The following is a 14,653-nucleotide window of genomic DNA, read 5'->3' as shown; positions in this document are numbered from 1 at the left end:
GAAGCAATGGCGAAGGACCAAGACATTCTCGATCAGGTGAACCAGCTCGTTGCCGAGGAGAAAGAGCTGCGCGCGCAGCTGCAGCACCGCGAGATCGACGAGTCCGAGGAGCATCGACGTCTACGCGCCCTGGAGGTGCAGTTGGACCAGTGCTGGGACCTGCTGCGCCAGCGCCGCGCACTTCGTGAGACCGGCGGCGATCCGGGGGCGGCGAGCGTCCGTCCGCCCGGCGAGGTCGAGGGTTACCTCAACTGAACTCCGACACCGGAGCCGCCAGGTCGGCGACATCCGACGTCGTCATCATCGGCGGCGGACACAACGGGCTGGTGGCTGCGGCCTATCTAGCCCGTGCCGGTCGACGGGTACAGGTGCTGGAGCGGCTCGACCACGTCGGCGGCGCGGCGGTGTCCGCGCACGCCTTCGAGGGTGTGGACGCGCGGCTGTCGCGCTACTCGTATCTGGTGAGCTTGCTGCCGGGGCGCATCGTCGAGGACCTGGGCGCCCGGGTTCGGCTGGTGCGCCGCCGCTATTCCTCGTACACACCTGATCCGGAAGCGGGCGGCCGGATCGGGCTGCTGATCGGGCCGCCGTCGACATTCGACTCGGTGGGCGCGGCGTCGGACGAGGCCGGTTTCGAGGCGTTCTACCAACGCTGCCGCGCACTGACGTCGCGCATGTGGCCCACGCTGCTGCGACCGCTGAGCACCCGCGACGAAGCGCGCAGGCACGTCGGCGACGACGTCGCGTGGCACCTGATGGTCGACGAGCCGATCGGGCACGCCATCACCGCCGCCGTGTCGAACGACCTCGTGCGCGGTGTGATGGCCACCGATGCGCTGATCGGCACGTTCGCCCGCCTCAACGATCCCGCGCTGCCCCAGAACATCTGCTTCCTGTACCACCTGCTCGGCGGTGGCACCGGCGACTGGGACGTCCCGATCGGCGGTATGGGCGCGGTCAGCGGTGCACTGGCCGCCGCAGCCACCGGATACGGCGCCGAAATCATATGCGATGCAGAGGTTTACGCGATCAACCCCGACGGGGAGGTGCGTTACCGTCGGGACGGTCGCGACCACCGCGTCCACGCGGGACACATCCTTTCGAACGTCACGCCGACCGTGCTGGCGACGCTGCTGGGCGAACCCGCACCCGCGCAGGCACCAGGCGCGCAGGTGAAGGTCAACCTGATGCTGCAGAGACTGCCGCGGCTGCACGACCAAACCGTCTCGCCGGAACAGGCTTTCGGCGGGACATTCCACATCAACGAGACCTACCGCCAACTCGACACGGCCTACACGCGTGCGGATCACGGCGTCGTACCCGACCCGTTACCGTGCGAGATCTACTGTCACTCACTGACCGATCCGACCATTCTGTCCGACAGCCTTCGCGCCTCCGGCGCGCAGACGTTGACGGTCTTCGGCCTGCACACCCCACATACGCTGGTCTCCGCAGGCGATCCCGACCGGCTGCGGGATACCTTGACGTCGGCCGTGCTCAACTCGCTGAACTCCGTTCTGGCCGAACCCATTCAAGATGTGTTGATGCAGGATTCCGCCGGACGGCTGTGCATCGAAGCGAAGACGACAGCCGACCTGGAGCACTCGCTCGGCATGACGGCGGGCAACATTTTCCACGGCGCGCTGTCGTGGCCGTTCGTCGAGAACGACGAGCCGCTGGACACCCCGGCGCGGCGCTGGGGTGTGGCGACCCCGCATGACCGGATTCTGTTGTGCGGCTCGGGATCACGCCGCGGTGGCGCGGTGTCGGGGATCGGCGGCCACAACGCCGCGATGGCCGTACTGGAAATGTGATTTCGGTGCGCTAACGCTCGCTGAGCGATTGTATGCGCACCAAAATCGATTGAAGCCGCTTGAGGTCGGCGTCGTCGAGGGACGTCAGCGCCTCGGGTGCCGGGTCCTCGGTCGCGTCGATCATGCGAAGCATCGCCTGGCCGTCTTCGGTGAGCGACACGATCTTGCAGCGTCGGTTCGCCGGATCGATCTCGCGCACCACCAGCCCGCGACCCTCGAGGTCGTTGACCGCCACGGTCGCCGCAGGCGCGTCGATGGTTGCCGCATGCGCCAACTCCTTGACCGACATCGATCGACGGCTCAGCCGCTTGAGAATGCGAATCCTGCTGAACGGCAAGCCTGATCGTTCCACCACCGCCCGCTTCCACGAATCGCGGTTGTCGATCACCACCGCGGCCATGGTGCGCCATACCTCGTCGGCCAGTTGGTTATCGGACATTGGCGACCTCCAGTCGTGCGTCAGTTCCCGCGATCAGCGGTGCGAGTCGCTCGGCCGAACGCAGTGCGCGCGGCGAGGTCGAGTACACGCCGAGCACGACGATCGTCACCCCGAGCAGCGCGCAGATGACCCAAAGCGGTCGCGCCGCCACGGCGAAGTCCGCGCCCGCGGTCGCCAGCGCCGCCCCTGCGATCGAACCGCACACCGCCACACCAAGACTGACGCCGACCTGTCGGCTGGTGCTCGCTACGGCCGATGCTGCGCCGGCCCGGTCGGTCGGCATACCGCTGACGGCAGCATTCGTGATCGGGGCGTTGACCATCGAGAAGCCGATGCCGAACACTGCGAAGATCATCAGTAGCTGCCACACCGGCGTCGTCGCGCTCAGGGAGGTGAGCAGCACCGTCGACGCGGTGATCAGCACACCCGCGATGACGATCGACGGCCGGCTCCCCCATCGTCCGACCATCCGGCCCGACAGCGGTGAGAACACCAGCGCGCCAATGGCTACCGGCAGATAGATCAACCCGGTCTCCATGGCCGAGAAGCCGCGATCTTCCTGCAGGTACAGCGACATCATGAACAGGAAGGCGCCCCACGCGGCGAACGCGCACACCGCGATCACGGTCGCGGACGCGAACGGGATGCTGCGGAAGAAGCGGAGATCGATGAACGGGTCGTGGCGTCGGGACTCGAAAAGGAGGAAGGCGACCAGGGCGATCGCCGCGACGACGGCGACGACGATGGTGCGGGCGTCACCCCAGCCGAAGTTCGGGCCTTCGATGAGGACGAAGACGATCCCGAACAGGAAGGCCATGCCGAGGCCCTGACCGATCGGGTCGACGTCGCGCATTGTGACCGACTTGGATTCGGGGACGAAGATCGCGGTGAGCAGGATCGCGAGCGCGCAGATCGGCAGGTTGATCCAGAACACCGAACGCCAGTTCGCGAACTCGATGAGCGCCCCGCCCACGATCGGGCCCAACGCCATCGAGATGCCGACGACACCACCCCACACACCGATCGCGCGGGCGCGCTCGACGCGGCCGGTGAACACCTGGGTGATGATAGACATGGCGACCGGGTTCATCATCGAACCGCCGACGGCTTGTGCGAATCGCGCGGCGATCAGCATCTCGATGTTGGGCGCGAGGCTGCACAGCAGGGAGCCGATCGCGAACACCGTCAGCCCGATCTGGAAGGTGCGCCGACGGCCGAACCGGTCCGCCGCCGCGCCCGCCAGCAGCAGCAGCGACGCCAGCACCAGCGTGTAGATGTCGATGACCCACTGCAGCTGCGAGGCCGTGGCGCCGAGATCCTTGCGGATGCTCGGAATGGCGACGTTGACGATCGTTGCATCCATCGACACGATCAGCAGGCTCAGGCAGCAGGACACCAAGATGATGGCCTTGCGCCTGGGGCTCAGTGAGCGGACGACACTTTCATTCACACAACTATTGTGAAACTACAACTGTTGCGATGGCAAGCCCCACCGCGAGTGAAATGCGTTACGACGCCGAGTGTGGAGTTATGACACGCTCCGGCCGCCCGAAGCGTGCGGGTAACCCACGTTCGGCGGATGCGGGGTGTGCCTACCGTGAGCCCGTGTCGACGTAGTCGCGCTCGGTGTACCCGGTGTAGATCTGGCGCGGACGGCCGATCTTGCCGCCACCCTCGTCGTGCATCTCCCGCCAGTGCGCGATCCACCCGGGCAGCCGGCCCAGGGCGAACAGCACGGTGAACATCCGGGTCGGGAAGCCCATCGCCCGGTAGATCACGCCGGTGTAGAAGTCGACATTCGGGTACAGCTTGCGCTCGATGAAGAAGTCGTCGGTGAGTGCGACCTCTTCGAGCTCCTTGGCGATGTCCAGCAGCTCGTCGTCGCCGCCGAGCTTGCCGAGGATCTTGTCGGCCTGCTCCTTGACGATGCGCGCCCGCGGGTCGTAGTTCTTGTAGACCCGGTGGCCGAAGCCCATCAGCTTGACGCCGTCTTCCTTGTTCTTGACCTTCTTGACGAAGGTCTGCACGTCGTTTTCGCCGACGCGGATCTTCTCCAACATCTCGAGCACCGCCTGGTTGGCACCGCCGTGCAGCGGACCCCAGAGCGCGTTGATGCCGCCGGAGATCGAGGTGAACAGGTTGGCCTGCGAGCTGCCGACCAGGCGCACCGTCGACGTCGAGCAGTTCTGCTCGTGGTCGGCGTGCAGGATGAAGAGCATGTCGAGGGCGCGGACCAGTTCCGGGTCGACCTCGTAGGGCTCGGCCGGCAGACCGAACGTCATTCGCAGGAAGTTCTCGACGAGGCTCATCGAGTTGTCCGGGTAGAGGAACGGCTGGCCGACCGACTTCTTGTATGCGTACGCCGCGATCGTCGGCATCTTGGCCAGTAACCGGATCGTCGACAGTTCGACCTGCTCGTCGTCGAATGGATCCAGCGAGTCCTGGTAGTAGGCGCTCAGTGCATTCGCCGCGCTGGACAGCACCGGCATCGGGTGCGCGTTGCGCGGGAAGCCGTCGAAGAACCGCTTGAGGTCCTCGTGCAGCAGGGTGTGCCGCTGAATCTGGGTGGTGAACGCCTCGAGCTGATCCGGGGTCGGTAGCTCGCCGTAGATCAGTAGGTAGCTGACTTCGATGAAGTTCGACTTCTCCGCGAGCTGCTCGATGGGATAGCCGCGGTAGCGCAGGATGCCGGCGTCGCCGTCGATATAGGTGATGGCGCTCTTCGTCGACGCGGTGTTGACGAAGCCGTCGTCGTACGTGGTGTAGCCGGTCTTGGCCAGCAGCGAACCCAGGGCTATGCCGTCGGAGCCCTCGGTGGCCTTGACGACGTCCAATTCAAGCTCGCCACCGGGGTAGTTGAGCGTGGCATGCTCGTCTTTTTCGGCCACGGGGATCCCTTCTACGTTGCAAGGAATATCGAGAACATGTCGTGTCTGTCCCTCAAAAGGTAGTCCCATTCCAACGATCCCGCCCGAGGGGGGGCCGCCAGACGTTCAGACCGGCTGCCGATTGCCCGTCATGAGCCTGGTGAACTCGGCGAATGTGTCTTCCAGATGGGCGGCCACGTCGTCGATCGTCAGCTGGGTACCGTCCTGGCCGCTTGCGGCCAGACCGGTCAGCGCGGTCATGAGCATCGAACCCCACACCGCGGAGACCAGCCGTGGCGCGCGATCGCCGATGCCCAGTCCCATCCGCCTGGCGAGTTCCGCGTCGATGGCGTTTCCGCGGTACTCCAGTGCAGACTGCCGCAAGGCCGACGACGACAAGATGATCCGCACGATGCACATCACCCGGTCCGCCGACAGCTCGCCGGCCGGCGCGATCTTCGCCGCATTGGCCATCGCGAGATAGGCGTTCAGCAGCGCCTCGAAATGGTTGACGTCGAGCGGCTGGCGGGCCAGTTCGACGGCTGTCTGTTCCAGCACCTCGTCGATGAGGGCCAGCGCAATGGCGTCCTTGGTGGCGAAGTACCGGCTGAAGGTGCGCGGCGAGACGTCGGCCACGGCGGCGATCTGGTCGACGGTGGTGCGATCGAACCCCTGGCGTTCGCAAAGGTCGACCGCAGCGTCGATGAGGGTGGCACGGGTGCGTTGCTTTTTGCGTTCCCGCAGCCCGAGGGTTGCCTCCCCGCTGAGATCAGACACGAACTCGGATGCTAGCCAGCCAACGTAAGAGGCCGCTGAGAAAAGTGGCACCCTCCGACAATTGGCCCCCTAGGTCACACTTTGTCGTCGCTGGGATCGCCGGCCACCGCCGGCGGGGAATCCGGCCGGAGCACTTACGGCTGTAACCGCTCGATGCGGCTGTTGTGCATGGTGATCGGCAGCTCGGCATCGGTGACGACACGAATCCTGTTGTGCACCCTGTTCTCCCGGCCCTGCCAGAACTCCACCACCTCGGCAGAGATGAGGTATCCGCCCCAATTCGGCGGCACCGGCACCTCGTCGAGATCAGCGAACCGCTGGGTCACCTCGGCCAGCTGCTCGAGTAACGCGGCACGCGAGGCGATCGGCGCGGACTGGTGCGACGCCCAGGCGCCCAGCTGCGAACCCCGCGGGCGCTTGGACCAGTAGTCCGCGGTCTGTTCGGCGGAAACCTTCGTGACCGGTCCCCGGACGTGGACCTGGCGGCCGAGCAGGTACCAGGGAAACGTCGCCGATGCGTACGGCGTCCGGGCCAGCTCTTCGCCTTTGGCGGAGTCATAGTTGGTGAAGAAGGTGATGCCGTCGGCGTCGACACTCTTGCAGAGCACTGAGCGGGTGGACGGGCGTCCGCGCGCGTCGACGGTGCCCACCACCATCGCGTTGGGCTCGGCCACCCCTGCGCGTTCGGCGTCGGCTAACCACTTGTGCAGCAGCGCAACCCAGCCGTCGGCGAGCCAGTCCGCGTCGAGGTCGCCGCTGCCGTCCTTCTCCACCGAGCCGTACTCGACCCGCATTCTCGCCAGATGGTCGTCGTCGCGAGGTGCCACGCGCTCACGCTACGCCTGCGCGGTTCGCCGACCCATTACCGACCGGTAGTAAATGGCGCGGCGGCGGGTGCGAGAATTTTGCCCATGACTACGGTGTCGACGGTTCCTGAGGATTTCGTACCCGGACTCGAGGGCGTGGTCGCCTTCACCACCGAGATCGCCGAACCCGACAAGGATGGCGGCGCGCTGCGCTATCGCGGCGTCGACATCGACGATCTGGTCAGCCAGCACGTCACCTTCGGCGACGTGTGGGCGCTGCTGGTCGACGGCAAGTTCGGCCGCGGCCTGCCGCCCGCCGAACCGTTCCCGCTGCCGATTCACAGCGGCGATGTCCGCGTCGACGTCCAGGCCGGCCTGGCGATGCTCGCCCCGATCTGGGGGTATGCGCCGCTGCTGGACATCGACGAACAGACTGCGCGCGACCAGTTGGCCCGCGCGTCAGTGATGGCACTGTCCTACGTCGCGCAGTCCGCACGCGGCATCTATCGACCCGCGGTTCCGCAGCGGGTCGTCGACGAATGTTCCACCGTGACAGCGCGATTCATGACCCGCTGGCAGGGTGAGCCCGATCCCAAGCACGTCGAGGCGATCGACGCCTACTGGGTGTCGGCTGCCGAGCACGGCATGAACGCGTCCACGTTCACCGCCCGCGTGATCGCCTCGACCGGTGCCGACGTCGCGGCGGCGCTGTCCGGAGCCATCGGCGCGATGAGCGGACCGCTGCACGGCGGTGCGCCGGCCCGCGTGCTGCCGATGATCGAGGAGGTCGAGAAGACCGACGATGCGCGGGCGGTCGTCAAGGGCATCCTCGACCGCAAGGAAAAGCTGATGGGGTTCGGCCACCGCGTCTACCGCGCCGAGGACCCGCGGGCGCGGGTGCTACGGGCCACCGCCAAGCGGTTGGGGGCGCCCCGTTTCGAGGTGGCGTCCGCGCTGGAGCAGGCCGCGCTCGCCGAGCTACGCGAACGCCGTCCCGACCGCGCGATCGAGACCAACGTCGAATTCTGGGCGGCGGTGATCCTGGACTTCGCTCAGGTACCGACCCAGATGATGCCCGCGATGTTCACCTGCGGTCGCACCGCCGGCTGGTGTGCGCACATCCTCGAGCAGATGCGGCTCGGCAAGCTGGTGCGCCCGGCCGCGATCTACGTCGGCCCGGGCCCCCGCAGCCCGGAGTCGGTCGAGGGTTGGGACCAAGTCGCCCGGTCGTGACGATCGAAACGTACCGTGCGGCGGCGACGAGTTTCGCCGCGCTGGTGCGCGAGATTCCGGCCGGCGCGTGGGGCCAGCCCGGACTGGGCGACTGGGACGTCCGCGCGCTCGTGGGCCACACGTCGCGCTCGCTGACCACCGTGCTCAGCTACCTGCAGACCACCGCGGACCGGGAGGACATCGCGACTCCGCAGGAGTACTACGTGCGGGTGACGCCGTCGGCGCTGGGCATCGATCCCGCCGATGTCGCCGAGCGCGGCAGACAGGCGGGCAGGGATCTCGGCTCAGATCCGACGGCCGCCGTCGACGCGTTGGTCTCAGACGTGCTTGGCGCGCTCACAGCGGTCCACGGCGATCCGTTGATCAAGGTCATTGGCGGCCTGGGAATTCGACTGGGCGCGTACTTACCTACCCGGGTCTTCGAACTGGCCGTACACGGGATGGACATCGCCAGGGCGGTCGACATTTGGTTCCAGGTCTCCGAAGACGTACTCGCAGAGGCCCTCGACATCGCGACGCGCACGGCCATTGCGACCGGCCGAGGAGAGTCGCTGCTACTGGCACTGACGGGTCGCTCCGCGTTGCCGCCGTCGTTCTCCGTGGTGTGAGCCGGCAAAGGTTAGATACAACACGGGCGACCCGGAAATGAACCCAAACCTGTGAACTTCCTTTTAGGGTGGGCGGGTGCACCAGATGGATCGCCGCAACATGATGACGATGATGGCGGGTCTTGGCGTGTTGGCAGCCACGATCCCCGTCGCCCAAGCCCAGGCAAGCCCGATGAAGCGCGCGCCGCTGCCGACGCAGCCGCCGACTGCCGACCCGGGAACCTACATATTCCACGATGAGTTCGACGGCCCGGCCGGATCGGCGCCCGACCCGGCCAAGTGGCTGATCCAGACCTGGCAGGACGAGGTCTACCCGCCGGTTCAGGGCATCTACCGTAACGATCGCCGCAACATCTTCCAGGACGGCAACTCCAACCTGGTGATGATGGCCACCAACGAGATGGGCACCTACTACGGCGCCAAGCTGCGCGGCATCTGGCGCGGCATGATCAACCAGACGTGGGAAGCGCGGATCAAGCTCGACTGCCTTACCCCCGGCTGCTGGCCGGCGTTCTGGGCCGTAAACGAGGATCCGCTGCCCGACGGTGAGGTCGACGTCTTCGAGTGGTACGGCAACAACCAGTGGCCACCCGGCACCACGGTGCACGCCGCGTCCAACGGTAAGACCTGGGAGGGCAAGTCGATTCCAGGCATGGTCGACACCGCCTGGCACACCTGGCGAATGCACTGGGGCGAGGACGGTTTCACGTTCTGGCGGGATTACGTCGATGGTGCCGAACCGTACTTCCATGTGCCGCCCAACCCGATCCCCGTGTCGGGCCGGCCCGGTGATCTCCGGTGGCCCTTCAGCATTCCCGGCTATTGGATGCAGCCGATGTTCACCCTCGCCGTCGGTGGGCCCGGTGGCGGCAACCCGGCTGCGGGCGTGTTCCCGGCGTCCATGCTCGTCGACTACCTCCGCGTCTGGTAACTCATCGCTCCGCTTTGATGACCTGAACCAGGTTGAACTGCCAGCGCTCCAACAGCCGGTAGCCGGTTTCACGCGTTACGGCGAAGGCCGGGGTGCCGCCGAATAGCGGGCCCGGCTCCATCGCCGGATTCTGTTCGTGGGCAGGCCGTGTCGGGTCGGCCTGCGTGATGATCCACAGGACGCGACAGACGTTCAGAGGACCTACCGACGCTTCCGGTATCAGGTTGGTGTCGAAGACGTCGTCGCGCTCGACCGCCGTCTGCCACAGGCTGATGTCGACGACTTTGTCGTAGGCATCGGGCCGGGCCGCGAGCAGGGGGCGCATCGGCGCGGGCATGAAGGTCACGGTGTCATTCACCAGCAGGCACTCACCCGGCTCGCCCTTGGACTTCGCTTCGATGAGGTCGGCGACCTGGCTGTAGTCCATTCCGTATTTCGCATACGGACTGCGTTGCACCAGAAGATAATTGGGCGCTGCCGCAGCAGTGAAGACGGCCAGCACGACGGCGACTGCCCACGGCCGGACCGCCAAGGCGCCAACGCACACCCCCAGTGCGAGTGCCATCGCCGGTGCGGTGAAGCACAGATACCGCGGTGTGTAGATCGGATGCACCAGGGCCGACCAGCCGAGGATCAACGCGGTGGGGACCACCAGCCACGCGATGGCCACGGCCAACAACTGGCGATCCGGCCCGGAAAGTTCCGCAGATGTGAAGCGCCACAAGATGATCGCTGCGACGGCGACACAGCAGGAGACGATCAGGAACAACGGGCTTCTCTCGAAGTACTGCTGAACGGCCACGTCTTCGACGGTCCGGCGGCCCACCGGTGAGATCCAGATGATCTGGTGCGCTTGACCGACGGCCAGCCGCACGAACGGCGCCACCGCCAGACATGTGCACACCATGGCGACGGCGAACCGTACGACGACGGTCCGGGGCGGACGATGAAAGCACAGGAAGACGGCGTGTACCAGGAACATCAGCGCGAGGTACACGTCGAGCAGGATCGACGCCGTCATGGCCGCCGCGTAGCAGAGCCAGATCCAGTCGTTGTTGCGGCGCACACCGTGTACCAGCAGAACAGTCGACCACACGGCGGCCAGCATCGTCAGCGCGTACGGCCGCGCCTCGATTCCGGCCCACGTCGCGCGCGGCAGGATCGCGCACAGGACACCGGCGCTCAGTGCGACAGTGCGCGTCGAGAACTGTCTGCCCAGCACCACGACGCCCGCCGCAGCACCGCCGACGGCCAGCGCGCTGGGGACGCGCGACCAGAACTCCGTCGGTCCGAAGATCGTGAACCAGCCGTGCATGAGCACGTAATAGAGGCCGTGGACGGCGTCGACGTTGCCCATCATGTGCCACAGCTGACCCAGCGAGCGACTGTACGACGCCGAGATCGTCGCCGCCTCGTCGTACCAGAAGGACGGCCGGCCCGCGCCGACGATGCTGAGCGCGGCGGCGAACACCCCGACGACGAGGGAATCGAACACCATGGTCTTCGGTCTCGTCAGGACTCCCCGCCCAAGCACGCCGCTATGTTGCCAGACGCAGCTCGCGATTTCGGCGTGCTCAGTCACCCTGAGTGACCACACGCGCCGAAATCGCATGGGGTTGTCGGTGGCCGGTGATTGCATCGAGTCGGTGCGATGAGTTCGGCCCGTCCGACGAGTCGTACTGGTAGCCCGCGAGGGAAAACCACTAATCGAGGAGCTCGCTCATGGCAATCGACGTCCAACCAGCAGTTTCCCCAATGCTCACCGTCAGTGACGGTGCGGCAGCCATCGATTTTTACGTCAAGGCGTTCAACGCCGAGGAACTGGGCCGGGTACCAGGGCCCGACGGCAAGAGGCTGTTTCATGCCGCTCTGCGGATCAACGGAGCCTTGGTGATGCTCAACGATGACTTTCCCGAAATGAACGACGGCAAGTCGGTCACGCCGGAGGCGCTGGGCGGATCACCAGTCACCGTTCATCTCACCGTCACGGATGTCGATGCCAAGTTCCAGCAGGCGATCGACGCCGGCGCGACCGTGGTGATGCCACTCGACGACATGTTCTGGGGTGACCGCTACGGCGAACTGCGTGACCCGTTCGGTCATCTGTGGTCAATGGGCCAGCCGATACGCGAGGTCAGTCAGGACGAGATCGACGAAGCCATCAAACAGCACCAGTAACGGCTCGGAAGAAAACGCCGGCAGCACCTGCGGCCCCCGGAAGGCGGGAGTATGCCGCCCGGCCGGGCTGCCGCACGGCGTAGCGCCAGCAAGTGGCGCCCGGTCCGACAAGCCCTGGGCCGCAACACTTCAGCGACAAAGTCGCTAGCGAACCTAGCGACGCAGGCCGGCGAGCACGCGCTCGCGCATCGACGGCGCGGGTGCGTCGGCCGCCGCGGCAAGCATGTCGGCAATCGTCGTGAACTTGTCGCGGGGCCTATGCTCGCCGCCGCGTGCGATCTCCGCGTCGTCGATGGCCTTCCACCCCGCAACGTCGATCACGTCGGGCCGCCTGCTTCGCACGAGCTTGTCCAGTGCGGCCGGCTTGCCGGCCGGATCCGCGAGCATCCCCGCGTTGTAATCGGCGACCAGGTTGTGCACCGTCTCGCCGGCGCACGATTTGTTGGTACCGATGAAGCCGGTGGGGCCACGCTTGATCCAGCCCGCCACGTAGCTGCCGCGCACGGCCTCACCCGACGCCGGATCGATGACCCGGCCGCCGTCATTGGGCACCACCGCAGCCTCGTCATCGAACGGAAGGTCGCGAATCGCCTTGCCGCGGTAGCCGATCGAGGTCAGCACAAGGCCGGCGTCGATGCGGTGAACATCGTCGGTGCCGGTCACCGCGAACTCGACACCCGTCGCACGCTGCTCACCGAGGATGCGTACCGGCGTCAACTGAAAAGCCAACCGGATGCGGGGCCTGTGCGCGGGCGGCCGCCCGCACGGTCCAGCATCGCCGAGCTTCGACAGGATCTCGAGCTTGTTGCGCGTCAAGGGATCTGTGGCCGTCGCGAGGTCACTGATGACCCGATCATGGTCGGCGCCGTCCAGCACCACATCACACACCGAGGTCAGCCCGATCAGTTCCGGAAGTGTGAAGGCCGAGTGCACCGGACCCCGGCGGGCGGCGACGACGACCTCGTTGACCTTCGAGCCGCGCAACGCGGCCAGCGCGTGGTCGGAGATGTCCGTGCGCGCCAGCACATCGGGGTCGGTGGTCAGAATGCGGGCCACATCGAACGCCACGTTGCCGTTGCCGACGACAAGCACCCGCTCGTGGCTCAAATCGACTGGAAGATCGGTGAATTCAGGGTGGCCGTTGAACCACGCGACCATCTCGGTGGCGGTTCCCGTGCCGGGCAGACCGATCCCGGCGATGTCGAGCCGGCGGTCGTTGGGCGCACCGACGGCGTAGAGCACCGCGTGGTGGTGGTCCAGCAGGTCGGCGTGCGTGACATCCGATCCCACGTCGACGTTCAGATAGAACGTGAAGCCCGGCAGCTTCGTCACCTTGTCGAACAGCGCTGTCACCCGCTTGGTGCTCTGATGGTCGGGTGCCACCCCGGCGCGCACGAGACCGTACGGGGTCGGCAGCCGCTCGAAGACGTTGACCCGCACACCGCGCTGCGTCAGCAGTTCGTCGGCGGCGTACATGGCCGCCGGCCCGGAGCCGACGATCGCGACGGTCAACGGCCCACCGGAGCGTGGCCGGACCAACGGCGCCTCGAGCACCGGCGCCAGCTTGGACGTCGGCGGCAGCTTGCCCTCGGGTTTGGGATAAAAGGACGCGTTCAACTCGATGAACGGCAGCTGCGCGGGCTCGAGCCGGGTATCGGGCGCGATGGCCCCGACCGGGCACGCCGAGACACACGCGCCGCAGTCGACGCACGCGACCGGGTCGATGTGGAGCATCTCCGCGGTGGCGAAGCCCGGCTCGTCCGGTGACGGGTGGATGCAGTTCACCGGACAGGCGTAGACACAGGACCCGTCGCTGCAACACGACTGGGTGATCACGTGAGGCATGGGCGCCCTACGCGGCCGACACCAGATGCTGGCGGGCAGGCTCGCTGCGGTACCGGCTGGGCCGGCCGCTGATCCGACACATCCGCCAGATCAGTTTCGCGAGCGGGTTCATCAGACCGGTGTCGTGGGCGAGCATCCGGACGTCGCCGAACATGTCGCGCAACATCTGCCGCGACTCGGGTGACTTGAAGAAGATCTCCTTGCGGACCGACCGCGGGATATCGAATTCCTTCCAGAACGCCCGCGGCGGCACGATGATCGCCGAGCACAGCACGCGCATCACGACCGGAACATAGAGCGACAACCAGAACCGCTTCCGCCGCGGCAGGTCAGGAACCCGCTTACGCAGGTATTCGTGCGCGAACGAGATGTGCCGCGCCTCTTCGGCCACGTGGATGGCCATCACGCGCTCCATGATCGGATGCAGCGTCTTGCCCTCGCGCAATACGTTTTTCTGGGTGTGATCGATGGGCTCCTCGCCGGCCAGAATGCCGAACCAGAACGGGATCGGCAGCGGCCCCGCGACCAGCGGGATGGCTGGCTGAATCCACTTCAGCATGCGCGGCATACCGGGCACATCGGCACCGATGCGGTTGACCATCTCCTGGAACATCATCGTGTGGTTGCACTCTTCTACCGCCTCGTGCAGGCAGTACCGGTACTCCGGTGATCCGTTGGGCGTCCAGAAGGCGTACTCCATGAGCCCGCGGATCAGGATCGACTCGAAGTGCAGACCGACCTTCGCGACATTGGCCTGGCGCCACATGCCGATCTCGATCTGGCGCTCTCTCGACTGCGACTGATACCAGGAGTGCTTCCCGATCGGGTCGGTCGCGGGCAGGATCCAGCGCTCGTCGTTCTCAACCACCTTGAACTCCGGGGAGTCCCAGTCGATGTCGGTGTACGGATTGAAGTTGCGTCGCACCGACCCCTCGGACAATGTGGTGAGCATGTCGACGTATGCAGTGTCATCGGTGACATCCATATTGCGCCGCCAGCGCCGGACCATGCGTGTCCGGGCTTCCTTGACTGCCATTCGACACCTCCTCGGTGAGGTCTACGAGCCTTGATTGTCAAACACGGTACCGCAGGTATCGCATACCGTGAATACCCCTTTCTGGCATGTGGCACACCAGGCCGAACGCCGCGTTTTGT

Annotated in this window: 14 protein-coding genes; 6 read left to right on the top strand and 8 right to left on the bottom strand. The window is 66.1% G+C overall.

Going from position 1 to position 14,653, the window contains the following annotated elements:
- Positions 1 to 6 precede the first annotated feature (6 nt).
- Positions 7 to 255, top strand: a complete 249-nt coding sequence (locus BST47_RS22235; protein WP_083127829.1) for a DUF2630 family protein — start codon at positions 7 to 9, stop codon at positions 253 to 255.
- Positions 252 to 1,814 carry a phytoene desaturase family protein gene (locus tag BST47_RS22230; protein ID WP_083127828.1) on the top strand — a complete coding sequence of 521 codons (1,563 nt, stop codon included), beginning with the start codon at positions 252 to 254 and terminating at the stop codon, positions 1,812 to 1,814. Before BST47_RS22235 ends, BST47_RS22230 begins: the two co-directional genes overlap by 4 nt.
- A gap of 10 nt (positions 1,815 to 1,824) precedes the next feature.
- On the opposite strand, the gene BST47_RS22225 is transcribed toward BST47_RS22230, so the two are convergent.
- The 5 genes from BST47_RS22225 to pdxH form a co-directional block, all read right to left on the bottom strand.
- Positions 1,825 to 2,253, bottom strand: coding sequence for a MarR family winged helix-turn-helix transcriptional regulator (locus BST47_RS22225; protein WP_083127827.1), 429 nt, complete (start codon positions 2,251 to 2,253; stop codon positions 1,825 to 1,827).
- Positions 2,243 to 3,703, bottom strand: coding sequence for an MFS transporter (locus BST47_RS22220; RefSeq protein WP_083127826.1), 1,461 nt, complete (start codon positions 3,701 to 3,703; stop codon positions 2,243 to 2,245). The genes BST47_RS22225 and BST47_RS22220 overlap by 11 nt, the downstream gene beginning before the upstream one ends.
- 142 nt (positions 3,704 to 3,845) lie before the next feature.
- Positions 3,846 to 5,141 (bottom strand): citrate synthase, encoded by a 1,296-nt coding sequence (locus tag BST47_RS22215; protein WP_083127825.1) that lies wholly within the window; start codon positions 5,139 to 5,141, stop codon positions 3,846 to 3,848.
- 105 nt (positions 5,142 to 5,246) lie between these two features.
- The gene (locus tag BST47_RS22210; protein WP_083127824.1) at positions 5,247 to 5,897 is read right to left on the bottom strand and encodes a TetR family transcriptional regulator; all 651 of its coding nucleotides are present in this window, start codon (positions 5,895 to 5,897) and stop codon (positions 5,247 to 5,249) included.
- A gap of 134 nt (positions 5,898 to 6,031) precedes the next feature.
- Complete coding sequence (gene pdxH / locus BST47_RS22205; RefSeq protein WP_083127927.1) at positions 6,032 to 6,691, bottom strand: pyridoxamine 5'-phosphate oxidase; 660 nt, start codon at positions 6,689 to 6,691, stop codon at positions 6,032 to 6,034.
- A gap of 126 nt (positions 6,692 to 6,817) precedes the next feature.
- On the opposite strand from pdxH, the gene BST47_RS22200 reads away from it, so the two are divergent.
- From BST47_RS22200 to BST47_RS22190, 3 genes are all read left to right on the top strand, one after another.
- Entirely contained in the window at positions 6,818 to 7,936 is a 1,119-nt protein-coding gene (locus BST47_RS22200; RefSeq protein ID WP_107529057.1) for a citrate synthase 2, read from the top strand.
- Between the two features lie 2 nt (positions 7,937 to 7,938).
- Positions 7,939 to 8,544, top strand: a complete 606-nt coding sequence (locus BST47_RS22195; RefSeq protein ID WP_420094059.1) for a maleylpyruvate isomerase N-terminal domain-containing protein — start codon at positions 7,939 to 7,941, stop codon at positions 8,542 to 8,544.
- Between the two features lie 85 nt (positions 8,545 to 8,629).
- Positions 8,630 to 9,475 (top strand): glycoside hydrolase family 16 protein, encoded by an 846-nt coding sequence (locus BST47_RS22190; protein ID WP_083127926.1) that lies wholly within the window; start codon positions 8,630 to 8,632, stop codon positions 9,473 to 9,475.
- A 1-nt stretch (position 9,476) separates the two neighbouring features.
- Here BST47_RS22190 and BST47_RS22185 read toward each other — a convergent pair whose 3' ends face one another.
- On the bottom strand, positions 9,477 to 10,973 hold the full coding sequence (locus tag BST47_RS22185) for a glycosyltransferase family 39 protein (RefSeq protein WP_083127821.1): 1,497 nt from the start codon (positions 10,971 to 10,973) through the stop codon (positions 9,477 to 9,479).
- A 224-nt stretch (positions 10,974 to 11,197) separates the two neighbouring features.
- Between BST47_RS22185 and BST47_RS22180 the strand changes: the two genes are divergently transcribed.
- Complete coding sequence (locus tag BST47_RS22180; RefSeq protein WP_083127820.1) at positions 11,198 to 11,653, top strand: VOC family protein; 456 nt, start codon at positions 11,198 to 11,200, stop codon at positions 11,651 to 11,653.
- Between the two features lie 153 nt (positions 11,654 to 11,806).
- Here the strand turns inward: BST47_RS22180 and BST47_RS22175 are convergent, their stop codons facing one another.
- Together BST47_RS22175 and BST47_RS22170 are read right to left on the bottom strand one after the other, a co-directional pair.
- A complete protein-coding gene (locus BST47_RS22175) occupies positions 11,807 to 13,498 on the bottom strand; it encodes an FAD-dependent oxidoreductase (protein ID WP_083127819.1) in 1,692 nt (563 codons plus the stop codon).
- Between the two features lie 7 nt (positions 13,499 to 13,505).
- Complete coding sequence (locus BST47_RS22170) at positions 13,506 to 14,534, bottom strand: AurF N-oxygenase family protein (protein ID WP_083127818.1); 1,029 nt, start codon at positions 14,532 to 14,534, stop codon at positions 13,506 to 13,508.
- Positions 14,535 to 14,653 lie beyond the last annotated feature (119 nt).

It is taken from the genome of Mycolicibacterium tusciae (assembly GCF_002086795.1).
GTDB classification, from domain to species: domain Bacteria; phylum Actinomycetota; class Actinomycetes; order Mycobacteriales; family Mycobacteriaceae; genus Mycobacterium; species Mycobacterium tusciae.
Note: the sequence above shows the minus strand (reverse complement) of the source record. Positions and strands in the feature narration are given on the sequence as shown.